Annotated in this window: 10 protein-coding genes; 6 read left to right on the top strand and 4 right to left on the bottom strand. The window is 42.7% G+C overall.

Annotated features, from left to right (window positions below; all coding sequences use genetic code 11):
* Positions 1 to 76 precede the first annotated feature (76 nt).
* From AC6F33_RS08110 to AC6F33_RS08120, 3 genes are read right to left on the bottom strand one after another with little or no spacing between them, the layout of a single operon-like run.
* The gene (locus tag AC6F33_RS08110) at positions 77 to 1,285 is read right to left on the bottom strand and encodes a DUF4129 domain-containing protein (protein WP_500778094.1); all 1,209 of its coding nucleotides are present in this window, start codon (positions 1,283 to 1,285) and stop codon (positions 77 to 79) included.
* The gene (locus AC6F33_RS08115) at positions 1,278 to 2,474 is read right to left on the bottom strand and encodes a DUF58 domain-containing protein (protein WP_500778095.1); all 1,197 of its coding nucleotides are present in this window, start codon (positions 2,472 to 2,474) and stop codon (positions 1,278 to 1,280) included. The genes AC6F33_RS08110 and AC6F33_RS08115 overlap by 8 nt, the downstream gene beginning before the upstream one ends.
* Complete coding sequence (locus AC6F33_RS08120; RefSeq protein WP_255746394.1) at positions 2,471 to 3,415, bottom strand: AAA family ATPase; 945 nt, start codon at positions 3,413 to 3,415, stop codon at positions 2,471 to 2,473. Before AC6F33_RS08120 ends, AC6F33_RS08115 begins: the two co-directional genes overlap by 4 nt.
* 137 nt (positions 3,416 to 3,552) lie before the next feature.
* On the opposite strand from AC6F33_RS08120, the gene mutS reads away from it, so the two are divergent.
* Together mutS and mutL are read left to right on the top strand one after the other, a co-directional pair.
* Positions 3,553 to 6,168, top strand: coding sequence for a DNA mismatch repair protein MutS (mutS, locus tag AC6F33_RS08125; RefSeq protein ID WP_255746395.1), 2,616 nt, complete (start codon positions 3,553 to 3,555; stop codon positions 6,166 to 6,168).
* Between the two features lie 28 nt (positions 6,169 to 6,196).
* Complete coding sequence (gene mutL, locus AC6F33_RS08130) at positions 6,197 to 8,059, top strand: DNA mismatch repair endonuclease MutL (protein ID WP_255746397.1); 1,863 nt, start codon at positions 6,197 to 6,199, stop codon at positions 8,057 to 8,059.
* A 262-nt stretch (positions 8,060 to 8,321) separates the two neighbouring features.
* On the opposite strand, the gene AC6F33_RS08135 is transcribed toward mutL, so the two are convergent.
* Positions 8,322 to 9,470 (bottom strand): helveticin J family class III bacteriocin, encoded by a 1,149-nt coding sequence (locus AC6F33_RS08135; protein WP_255746399.1) that lies wholly within the window; start codon positions 9,468 to 9,470, stop codon positions 8,322 to 8,324.
* Between the two features lie 257 nt (positions 9,471 to 9,727).
* On the opposite strand from AC6F33_RS08135, the gene AC6F33_RS08140 reads away from it, so the two are divergent.
* The 4 genes from AC6F33_RS08140 (at position 9,728) to AC6F33_RS08155 (ending at position 12,727) form a co-directional block, all read left to right on the top strand.
* Positions 9,728 to 10,507 carry a hypothetical protein gene (locus AC6F33_RS08140; RefSeq protein WP_255746400.1) on the top strand — a complete coding sequence of 260 codons (780 nt, stop codon included), beginning with the start codon at positions 9,728 to 9,730 and terminating at the stop codon, positions 10,505 to 10,507.
* Positions 10,508 to 11,334: 827 nt separating this feature from the next.
* Entirely contained in the window at positions 11,335 to 11,631 is a 297-nt protein-coding gene (locus AC6F33_RS08145) for a hypothetical protein (protein WP_255746404.1), read from the top strand.
* Positions 11,632 to 11,662: 31 nt separating this feature from the next.
* Complete coding sequence (locus AC6F33_RS08150) at positions 11,663 to 11,791, top strand: hypothetical protein (protein WP_255746405.1); 129 nt, start codon at positions 11,663 to 11,665, stop codon at positions 11,789 to 11,791.
* 312 nt (positions 11,792 to 12,103) lie between these two features.
* A complete protein-coding gene (locus tag AC6F33_RS08155; RefSeq protein ID WP_255746407.1) occupies positions 12,104 to 12,727 on the top strand; it encodes a DUF5052 family protein in 624 nt (207 codons plus the stop codon).
* The last annotated feature ends 211 nt before the right edge of the window (positions 12,728 to 12,938 follow it).

The following is a 12,938-nucleotide window of genomic DNA, read 5'->3' on the forward strand; positions in this document are numbered from 1 at the left end:
TTGGTATTGAGTTGGAATTGAACGTGTCAATCACATATTTGGATGTTCTTCCCTTCCGATTGATAATTCTATACTATCATAATTTGCTGTCTTCGGAATCAACACTTTGCTTCATGCTGTTTAATTGCTGCTTCGCCTCATCAATTGCTCGAAAAAATGTTTTGTTCTCCATATCCGTGAGCTCAACGCCACCGTATCGAACTTTTTCGTAAGAAGAAATCAATATATCCGAATGAGTTAGTTTCAGTCGTCTTAGCCATTCAGCCAGAGATTCAGATGAACGTCTACCAAGCTTCTGTTTTGTGGCGTGCTTTTGAAGTTTATAGATGGCACGGCGCACAGGATTTTTTGGCGAAAATAGAGGCCGCCTGCTCTGACTTGGCTCGTGAACAAGGTTCGTGATTTTCTTTTGCGTCAATTTGGTATTCAATTTATCTTGCGTTGCACTGTTTCGCTTGATTTTCCTCAACCGCCAAAAAACAATAAAGAGCAATGCGGCAGCAATGATGATGCCGAAGATTAGGCCAAAATTAAAAGCGGGATGAAGGTCGGGTGGTGGCGTATTTACCGACGGCTTCTTTTCTATATTTGATCCTTGCAGCGCATTTTGAATTCGTCTTCCGGTCTGCTTCGAAGAAAAGTGATTCAACCAACCGAAAATGACCGATACAGTTCCATATGTGATTGGTCGGATGATAACGTTGAAAAGAAAGTTATAAATCACTGTAACTACCGGTTTTAAGAAGCTAGTGATAAGAGCAAGTAGGATTGCTGCTGCAGCAAACGATGCTGCAATGATTGAAAGCCAGCGTTTGTTCAATTCGCTCTTAAAGCTGATCCACATGCCAGCCGCGGCTAATTCGACAAAAAGGAGAAGAAATAAAGCGCCACGTCGGCTAATTGGCGCAAACAGAGTATAGGCAACAACGACGACCGCAAACAGAAGCATCAGCCGCCAGAGTCGTTCCGGGCTCCTGCCTTCGTCATCCTGAAGTGAAAAATAAGTGAGCAGGGCGGACAATAGAGCAGATGCAAAAAGGCTCATATGCAGAACAAGCCACGCAAGCAAGCCGATTATGACGGCAACGAAGAGAAAACCTGCTAAACTGGAATGTCTGCTCCTCTGTAGTACACTAAGCAGCAGACTATGAATAATTGCGAGTGCAATAAAAGGAAACAACATCGCCCATTGGCCTGGCATGATCGGCAGAAGAACAAGAAAACAAAATAACCATTCGCAACTAAAAAAAAGTGTGAAAGAAATGCTCTCTTTTAATCTAACCAATGGCGATCGCTCCCTTCTCAACTGGTTCTAAAATGCAGGTATTCTCGGAAATACAAAGCTGAAATATAAGATGGCCGTTCTTTAACCATTTCGATAGAAACGGAGCAGCCAATTCGGGTTGGTCCAGATCCATGAGGATCAGAACGCTCGGGTGACTTAGTTTCTTATCAATAATCTGCATCGCTTGAGGAATTGGTGTTTTGATTTGCCACTTTTGCATAAAAGCGAGTAGTTCCCAAACCCTCCTTAAATGGTTTCCGCCTTGTTCAGGTTCAATACCCAATATTTTTTGCCCAATTGTCTTCGTGTTGCTGTACATGGAAAACTCAATGCCGCGTTTCCTTGCATCGCGCGCCAGCCATGCTGCTGCAGAAATACGTTTTTCAAAGTCACTGGAACGTTCATGGCTTAAATGATTTGATGCATTCAGAAACAAAAATGTCCAACTCTGATGGGCGACACGCTCAAATGTTTTCGTTTGAAGACGTCCAGTGCGAGCGCTGGCTTTCCAGTGAATATGCTTGAACGGGTCTGAAGACGCATAGTTTCTAATACCGGAAGACGCTGTGTAGTCTTGAAAGAGCGAATGAGCGGACGGAACTTCACCTAAGTGCTGCGGCGGAGCAAGATTCAAATGACTCACAGCTTTTGGTTGAGGGTAGATAATGAGATGACTCTTCAGCATTTCATTAAAATGAATCCCGCAGCTGACTAAATGAAGCGGATCCGAACATGTCAATTCAAAAGTTCGAATACGCGCCGTGCCTCTTTCCATGGCTTTAACCGGACAATGAACAGACAGCTTTTTTTGTGCCGGTACCGTCACTGAAAATTGATAGATTGGATTGGGATTCGAATGATTACCGGTTGAAAAAGAAACGATTGGATCAGAAACGATGCGTCCTCTTAATGAAAACAAGGGAAGCTTGGATGAATTAAGAAAAGTGACGATCAGTTCACCTTCGTCACCAGCAGAAAGACGAAGACTGCGGTCCGTGTTCTCAATAGATAAGGTGCGAATCATATGTACTAAATACCATTTTGACAGAAAAGCGAAAACGATAAAAATCAATCCTGTTATTGAAAGCAGGAATGTATTTCTAAGAAACCCAATCAGAAATACGATGAAACCGAACAGATAAAAGAGAGATTGGTTGCGGGTTTGCCAATCGGCCGCATATCCTTTCATTCTTGCTGTGCTCCTGCCTCAACCGGAACGTCGATATGTTCGAGGACGTCCGCAATGACTTGTTCCTTAGTTGCATGGAGCTCGCCTTCCATCGACAGCACGAGCCGATGGGCGAGTACGGAGGTGGCTATCGATTTCACGTCTTCAGGAACCACGAAATCACGTCCATTAAGAAGTGCCTTTGCCTGTACTCCGCGCATGAATGCCAACGTGCCTCGGGGACTGACGCCGCTCGCAACCCAGTCATGCGCACGGGTGGCGCGAACAACTTCCAACAAGTAATTCTCGACACTTTCACTGATTTTCGTCTTTTTAACCTGTTCCTGCAGCTGAGCAATTTCATCTTTCTCAATGACTGGTTCAATTTGAGCAAGCGGATTCGTTAACCGATGGAGGTGAAGCATTTCTCGTTCTTCGTCAAAAGTCGGATAGCCGGAAGAGATTTGCATGAAGAAGCGATCCATTTGCGCTTCCGGAAGTGCGAAGGTGCCTTGCGATTCAATCGGGTTTTGTGTTGCGATAACGAGAAAAGGCTTATCGATTGCAAATGTCTCGCCCTCAATGGTCACCTGGCGCTCCTCCATAACTTCAAGAAGGCTGGACTGTGCACGTGGCGTTGCACGGTTAATCTCATCGGCAAGCAGAATGTTAGTCATCACCGGACCCATCATCAGCTCGAAACTTTGTGACTTCGGATTAAAAAATTTAATTCCGGTAATATCTGACGGCAGTAAGTCGGGTGTAAATTGCACGCGGCGGAATGTTCCCTTAATTGACTTTGCAATTATTTTTGCCATCATTGTTTTTCCGGTCCCTGGAACATCTTCCAAAAGCAGATGGCCTTCGCAAATCATTGCGATAAATATGAGTTCCACCATGTCATCTTTTCCTGTTAATACAGTTCTAACATTGCTTTTTAAAGATTCTAAACTTTTATTCATTTTGATCGAATCCTTTCAACCATTATTTTGTCTATTATAGCATTGCACCGCATGATTCAATAACCCGAACATAGGTTACCCTGTGTTATAATAATAGAATAATAAATTGTACACAGGCAAGGTGGAGTCGACAGATCATGAGTTTTACACCAATGATTCAGCAATACTTGGCGATAAAAGCCCAGTACCAGGATGCGTTTCTTTTCTTCAGACTTGGCGATTTCTATGAGATGTTCTTTGAGGATGCTAAAAAAGCGTCGAAGGAACTGGAGATAGCGCTGACGTCACGAAACGGTGGAAAAGACGAATACATACCTATGTGTGGTATTCCGTATCATGCAGCAAAACAATATATCAAGGTATTGGTTGATAAAGGATACAAAATTGCGATTTGCGAACAAATGGAAGATCCGAAGCTGGCGAAGGGTATGGTTCACCGTGAAGTGATTCAATTGATTACACCTGGAACCATTATGGAGGATGAATCGCTGCAGCCGAAAAAGAATAACTTTTTGGCAGCGTTGAGTGCTTTTTCTGACGGCTCTTATGGGTTCGCCATGAGTGACTTAACGACTGGAGAAACGCGCGTCACATTGATTTCCAATTGGGACGGCGTGATTCAAGAAATGGATGCAAATGATGTACGTGAACTTGTTCTTGCGCCGGATTTCGATGCGGGCAAGAAAGAGGAACTGGTTGAACGGCTGAATACAACATTCTCCGAAAGCGAAGGGGATGCGATTCCGGATCAGTTGAAAAGCATTACTGAAGGTATTGATCAGGAAAAACTGATGCGGCCGCTGGGCAGACTGCTGAATTATTTAGTGAACACGCAGAAACGATCTCTCGATCACTTGCAGCCTGCAGATGTCTACCATATTAATGAATACATGATGATCGATCAGCATTCCCGGCGCAATTTGGAGCTTACGCAAACGAACCGCGAGAAGAAAACGTACGGATCACTGCTGTGGCTGCTTGACGATGTCAAAACGGCAATGGGCGGTAGGCGGCTGAAACAATGGATCGAGAAACCGCTATTAAATCAGAAGCTGATTGAGAAACGTATGGATGCTGCAGCAGCATTAAAAGAGCATCTTTTGGAACGCGAATCGTTGCGTTCTTTGCTTGGCAACGTTTATGATTTGGAACGCCTCGTCGGTCGCGTCTCATTCGGCAATGTTAATCCGCGTGAAGTTGTGCAACTCAGGCGTTCGCTCGAACAAATTCCTCAAATAAAACAGACTTTGGCTGAACTTGGAGAAGTTTCACTATCTCAGTATGAACAGGAGATGGATCCATGTGCTGAGACTCGTGATTTGATTGATCGAGCGATTGTTGATGATCCGCCTTTCTCAACCTCAGATGGCGGAATGATCAAGGCTGGTTACAACGAAACACTCGATCAATACAGAGATGCATCGAAAAATGGAAAACGCTGGATCGCTGAACTAGAAGCCAAAGAACGAGAAGCGACCGGTATTAAATCATTGAAAATTGGCTATAACCGTGTATTCGGTTATTATATAGAAGTTTCCCGGCCAAATCTGAAGCTGATTCCTGAAGGAAAATATGAGCGCCGCCAGACATTGTCGAACGCCGAACGTTTTATTACACCTGAACTGAAGGAAAAAGAACGTGTTATTTTAGAAGCAGAAGAGAAACGCGTCGGTCTTGAATTCCAACTGTTCGGTGATGTGCGACTGCAAATTAAAGAACAGGCTGCGCGTCTGCAGAAGCTAGCACGCCTTGTGAGCAGTCTGGATGTGTTACAGAGCTTTGCCTCGGTCAGTGATCGAAATGGCTATGTTCGCCCGAATTTTTCAAAGGATCGTGCTTTATCGATTAAAAACAGCAGACATCCGGTCATTGAACGCGTAATGCGGCGCGGGACATTTGTTGCCAACGATTTTAACATGGACAAGACATGCGATTTGTTAATGATTACCGGACCGAATATGGGCGGGAAGAGTACGTACATGCGCCAGGCCGCGCTTACGGCGATTATGGCGCAAATCGGCTGCTTTGTCCCGGCAGATCAGGCAACCCTGCCAATTTTTGATCAAATCTTTACTCGTATCGGTGCCGCCGATGATCTTGTTTCCGGACAAAGTACGTTCATGGTAGAAATGGACGAAGCTAATTATGCATTGAGTCATGCTACCCAAAACAGTCTCATCTTGCTCGACGAAATCGGTCGCGGCACCTCAACGTATGATGGAATTGCGATTGCTCAGGCCATTGTCGAATATATTCATGACCATATTGCAGCCAAAACCTTTTTCTCCACACACTATCATGAGCTTACCTTTCTTGAGAAAAAGCTCGATCGATTGAAGAATATTCATGTCGGTGCAATGGAAGAGAACGGGACCGTTGTTTTCCTTCATAAAGTGCTTGACGGCAAAGCGGACAAAAGCTACGGCATTCATGTTGCGAAACTGGCCGGCCTGCCAGATAATCTGATCGAACGTGCGGATGAAATTCTGCGCGGACTCGAACAGTCTCCTGAACAATCTCCTGCTTCTGAAACGTTTCCGAAGCGTGAAGCAGCGGCGGCAGCTGAAGTTGCCCGAGAAGAGCCGGAACAGCTGGTGCTTTTTGCTGAACCGAAAAAGGAGACCGGGTCTTCGGAACTGGGCAAGCACGAACGAAAAGTGCTGCATGATCTGAGCAAAATTGAATTGCTGGCTATGACACCGATGGATGCCATGAACACGTTGTATCAGCTGCAAAAGGAATTGAAGAAGTAAAGCACGTTTTGCGAAAGGAGAGACTCAGGTGGGTGTTATAAAGAGGCTAAGTGAGACGCTGGCTAATAAAATTGCTGCAGGAGAAGTCGTCGAACGCCCGGCTTCTGTCGTGAAAGAACTTGTGGAAAATGCGATTGATGCTGAAGCTTCCTCCGTTTTGATCGAGGTTGAGGAAGGCGGCCTGAAATCAATTAAGGTCACGGACGACGGTCGCGGTTTCGCACCTGAAGACTGCCAAATTGCTTTCGAGAGGCATGCAACGAGCAAAATTCGTCAGGATTCCGACCTTTTCCACATTGCGACGCTCGGCTTTCGCGGCGAAGCGTTGCCAAGTATTGCTGCAGTTTCCCATCTTGAATTGACAACATCAGATGGTGAACATCCCGGTACGCATCTTGTTCTTCAAGGTGGTCATATAATATCTACCGGTCTTGCTCAAAGCAGGAAGGGCACCGAAATCAATGTGGAACGGCTTTTTTACAACACGCCGGCTCGATTAAAATATCTTAAAAGTATACACACCGAGCTTGGAAAAATAACTGATGTCGTTAATCGCATGGCGCTTGCTTACCCGAACGTGCGGTTTACATTGATTCATGAAGAAAAGACCGTTTTTCAAACAAATGGAAGTGGAAATTTGAGCCATGTTCTGGCTGCTATTTATGGTGTGCGAACGGCGAAGGCTGGCTTTCATTTTTCAGGAGAATCACTCGATTTTAAAGTGGAAGGCCTTGCGGTACATCCGCAGATTTCCAGAGCAGGCAGACAATATGTCTACATTTTTATCAACAATCGGTTTATTAAAAACTATCCGATTTTCAACAGCATCATGGACGGCTACCACACGTTGATGATGATCGGCCGTTATCCGATCTGTGTACTTCATATTCAAATGGATCCGTCGCTTGTTGACGTCAACGTTCATCCGGCAAAGCTGGAAGCACGAATCAGCAAGGAGAAGGAGCTCTGCGCACTAATCAGCGAAACAATTCGATCAGCTTTTCATCGTGAACGGCTCATTCCCTCGGTATCAGGCAAGCCGCATATGCAGGCTGATAAGCCAAAGAATGAACAGCAGAAGCTTGACTTTTCACCGGCAGCCGTTACAGGACCTGATCTATCAGATCCGCAAGAGACACAACAAAATGAACCATTTGCTGAACCAACGTTCACGGAACAAGTACATGAGACGGAAAACGAAGGATTTTCAACGACAAGATCAGATTTTGATCAAATCGCGGCAGCTTTTCAAGGAGAGGTGCATGATACAGGCGTCGAAGTATCACCTGAGGATGATGAACCAAAAAGGCGCATGCCAAAGCTCTATCCGATCGGTCAGATGCACGGCACCTATATTTTTGCTCAGAACGAGGAAGGTCTCTATATTATTGACCAGCATGCTGCTCAGGAACGAATTAAATATGAATTCTTTCGTGAAAAGGTTGGCGAAACAGCACGTGAAGTACAGGAACTGCTTGTGCCCATGACCTTTGACTTCAGCACGGCTGAATATGAGACGGTCATGGAATATCTGGACTACTTGCGCGATATCGGGTTGAATTTTGAAGTGTTCGGAGCGCGCAGCTTGATCATCCGCTCCTGCCCAACTTGGATCCCGAAGGGCAAGGAAGAGGAAATGATCAATGACATCATCCATCAATTAATTGAAACAGGCAAAGTTTCGATCAAAAAGCTGCGCGAGAAGCTCGCAATGATGATGTCCTGCAAGCGCTCGATCAAAGCCAATCACTATCTGCGCCAGGATGAAATCCAGGCATTGCTCGACACACTCAGTAAAGCCAAGGATCCGTTCACCTGTCCACATGGCCGTCCGGTGCTCGTACACTTCACGCCGTACGAAATGGAAAAGATGTTCAAACGCGTGCAGTAAAGATAAATATAATGAAGGTGTCTCAATAGTCCATTTTTGACTTTGAGACACCTTTTTAAATGTATTTTCTCCCACAGATTTAATAAGTGAGATACAATTAAAGATTGTTGATCAATCCCGTTTCGAGATTCTGCGTGAAGTGCACAAAAACATTGGTGGTGAATTTGGCGGTTCTCCGTTTTCTTTAAACCCCACACTCTCGCATGGGAAAATTTTGAAGCTTAAGTCATAGCTTCTTAGATTACATGTTGATGAAAGTTGGTTAAAAATCATTTTTAGGTACTGTGAAAATCAATTTAGATTTATCGCCGCTATGCAGAGATACATTTAAGTAAACATAGTCTCCCTTTAATTGAATCCCTTCAGTTTCAACTTGATTAACTGCTGGATTGCTTAAGGCACCACCTTCAATAGTAACAGCGTATGGAATGAAATAAGTTGTGCCCCAATTGCCTTTTTGAATAACTGGTGTTTTACCGGTGCCACCACTTGAAATATAAATAGCTTGTCCGTCAGAAAACTCAATCCCTTGAACAGATTGATACTTAACTGCATTGTAAAAATCACTTGATTGATATGAACTTACACATAGACTGACAACAGAAGGGTCACCAGCTGAAATATACTTTGAAGCTTGAGCTTCCTGCTCATCTAAAATATCATTTAGTCCCTCAGCATTGTAATAAGCAAATTGAACCGTATTGGACGTATTCATTGACCAGATCAATAAATGGACACGAGAGCTACTTAAAGCTGCTTCACAACGCTTCAATGTACCAAAAGATGTACCTAAATTATTGGCACGATTGATGCTTGAGAAACGAGGAACATCCGTGTAGTCAACAGAAGCGCCAGCTTGATATTGAATCCGTGCAATTTGTGTTCCCCAGTCGAAACCAGAAGCCGTTGGATTATCGACCCGTGTTGCCTTTGCAACTACCCAGAAATAATCTTTTCCATTGTGGTCAAACCACTGTAACGTCTCACCATGTCCAAATCGCCCGAGAGTCATGTAATCTTGCGCTTTTAGTGATGAACCGTTCAATGGAAAACGTGTGATTATTTGATAGGCTCCCTCACTATTATCAACTTGTTGAGTGGTGTAAAGGTATGAAGTTCCTACATAGGCACTTTGGACAACATGTTCGGAGTATAAATCATGTAATGAATAAACTTGACTACCAGTTGCCGCCTGAGAGGAAATAGTTATTTTTTGTTGATGACTTGCTGATATTTCTTCTTTATATGCGTCATAGGCCTGATGAGGGGCTTCAGGGTGATCCTTAAAGTAGTGCTCCATGGCTTCGTCGGAATCAAAATCGTCTCGGTTCATAACCAATTGGTCAGTCGGAACAGGTTTACCAGCGTCAAATTGCTCATCTAATTGGCCGGCTTTATCATTTCCACTCATAACAAATTCCTCCTGTCTAAAAATTCGGTTTGCAATAATATTCTCATTATTGCAAACCTATTTTATTATAACACTATTGTGGATTGTTGTAAGTGATGTAAGCTTTTCTTTAAGAAAAAGGAAAACCGCAAAGGCGTTTAGTCTATGCGTTACGTTATGTTATAATGAAGTAAAATAAGAGGATCATCACGCAGTCCCTGAGCTGAACTGGGCGTTACGATTAAGTCCAAAACGTATTAGACAAGGGGGATTTAGATATGAATAAATGGACAAAATTATTCATGGTTTCAGTCCTTGCTGTAGCGAGCTTACTGACTATAACATCATGCAATACATCCAATACATCCAATAAACCCAATAAAACCGTTAAAACCAATACGGCAACAATTAAAGTGGGCTACACGCCTTTAAAGACAGCCGGATCCACCCGTAACGTGGTTGCTACAGGTAAATACGCCCTTTATACGAAACCCGGCACGGTAAAAGGGGCTAAACTAGTAGCTTCTAAGAGCAAGATGGCAAAATTTGCTTCTTATACTCATGCAGATGCTGATTATTACTATGGTAGTCTGAGAAACCACGCTTATAAGGGTTCAACTTATTATTTCCGTGCCTACGGTTATAAGGTCACCAACACCGGTTCCGTTTATTATCGTGTCGTGACGATGAATGGTAAATATCGGGGTTACGTCTATGGGGGCAAAAAAGTCGGCTCATTTGCTGGCGGAGTTAAAAAAGCAATGACTACCCAGCCCACAACAATTCCTGCTATCTACAAGGACCACGTCGTCGGGGTTGCCACTCCAGGTGTTATTTGGAATTATCCTCCTTACACGCAATACAAGACTAAGAGATTGGCTCAAAAATCTGATTTTATAGGCTCAACAATTCCAAGTAAGTCTGAATTTAAGGTCACTAAGGCTGTAAAACGGACTCGGGAACAGGATACTTACTACTACCTTAAATCTCAAAAGAGCTCCGTACCTTCAGGTTGGGTAAGCGCCATGCGCATTCTTTCTTATTTTGAGATTCAGTGAAATTGAAAGCAACGAAGGCATTATTCACAATTGATCGCTCTAACGCGTCATTCATATTCGATCAACGATCAATAAAAAAGAGGTTGCTCCGTATACAGTTTCTCATCAAAAAATGGTTCATGAAATCCCGAGGATTTTCATGAGCTATTTTTAGTCAACGGCAATAAAAAATCCCCCACCCTCGCATGGGGGTGGGGAAATATTAGGCCATCTTGCAATACTCTCTCTATCAACTTATTTAAGCATCAATCAGATCTTTTTTTGCTTTTTCAAGCCAATCAATATCACGGCAAACCGCATAATAAACAGCACGGTTGTTTAAGTCATTCTGGTGTTCATCTTCGTACTTTCTTAAATCAGAGATTTTCCCATCAATCGCTTCAATTATGGCATCAATTAATATTCAATTGAACAAATTCAGTGATGATCTAAAACGGTGTTATTCTTTCTTGAGGGTAGTGTATTCTTATTCATTTGTTTGATTCTTATTCGTGGGATTGGATTGATTCACTTATCCTTCCATTTTAAAGGCTTATCTTGTTGGATAATCACTATAAATTCGAACATTTCTAGTATTTTAAATCGTCGCATTCATTTAGTGCAATGTTACTGTTTGAGATTATAAAAATCTAAAAATGATCCGGTATTAGATTTGGTCATTCAGCATGATCTGAGAACATTTGAAATTAATCTAACTGCACACGTCTTTTTTAGCTGATGTTCGCTACGAGTTAATTCGCTTATGAATAACTAATGAAGTATGATTGTATGTAAAAAGATGCGTTTCATTTAAATAAAGTAAGTTCAGGAATTGAGGAGATTACCAAGTGAAGAAACTGAAACATCCGAATCTAGTTATATTTATACTTATGTTCATTGGCGCTTCATTCAGCAGCGGGTTCCAACAGATGGCGTACTGGTCACCAAAGGTATTCTGGTATTGGGCAGGTGCAGGAATTGCTTATATGTCTACAGCTGCAGCGCTCATTTTAATAGTGTATTTAAATAAATCAAAAAAAGAAGGCGGCTTGGTTCGGTCCACCAAGCTGATCGGTATCATTATTTGTTCGCTGATTCTCTTGTGGACGACGTTTGTGATGATCGCCGGACAGTCAGGGATGTAAACACTAGAATAGTAGAGAAGAGTTGATGTTAATGGATGAAGGCAAGCAAAAGCCTACCGACAATTTTGACCGTCTGTTTATTGGGAAACCAGGTTGCATGTCCATTATTGTGATTCTAGCGGCACTTTTTATAATCTATGCGATTTTTATTGCAAAGTAATAAAATGGCAATGAATAAAACACTTTATCTTAAGCGTTTCTTAAGGATCTAAAGTTATTATAGACTCATGAAAGCAATATCTCCCCCCTTTTTATTCGAGCACTTAGTTGCTCGTTTTTTTTTGTTCAGAATCTGTTCAGTTTACTGTGCTATCTTTTATTTACCGTACATTGTTATTTTGTGGGCCTGAAAAGGCCCATTTTTTTTGCACTTTTTTCTTATCTCTGTCTTGAGGCGGATGACAGAAGGCGACACACACGTTATGATTTTGATAGATTCATTGATTTTTCAAGGGACAGGGGAGAAAGTTTCGTGACAAAGAAAATAAAAATTGGACTTATAGCTGCTTTACTGGCTTTATCGATTGTCGTACTCAGCGGCTGCCAGGTATTGGATTTTTTCACAACGCAGGTTGAGGGAAGCTTAAGAGGCCTAAATGTGACGATGCAGACTTATGACGCGGACGGACAGCCGATTGATACGATAAAAGGAATTTCGGGATCGATTACCCGGGATAATAAATTCGATCGCACAAATGATAAGGGCGAGACAACCAAAGAATCATCAGTTTTGAATATTACTATTGGCGGAAAGCAAGTCGTTCATGTGGGCAGTACATTGATCATGTATGAAAAAGGTCTACAGGATGTCATGAATAAACTGCCGCAGAAGGTGTTGGTTGAAAACCAAGAACGCAGTGTACCATTTGTTAATCGGATTGTTAATAACTATCATAATTATTTTGACGGACATTCGAAAGTCATTTTGATTCGTTCGCAGCTGGGAAAACCAATCGCTACCTTTGCAGGCAATCATGTTTCTTATTTTGCGACAGAAGTTCCGAATTCAACCGGATTGATCATTGATGGAAAATATCTATTTATTTATCGGTGCGATTTCACCATGTACGACACAGAGCTCCTTAAAAAGGATTAAATAAATGGTCTTGTCTCGATCAATATTGGTTATAATAGATTCTACTTGCATAAAAGAACACACGTTCGTTATAATTACTGTGTAAATGATGTGCTCGTGGGAAGAGGTGAGATCATCGAGCTGATTGATCCAGGTTCGCAAACGCGTGTGCAGACGTCATTTGGTGTGGTTTAAGGTAAACGATTTATGTACTATTCGCGTGGGGTTGTCA

The organism is Sporolactobacillus sp. BBK16-2 (assembly GCF_059878335.1).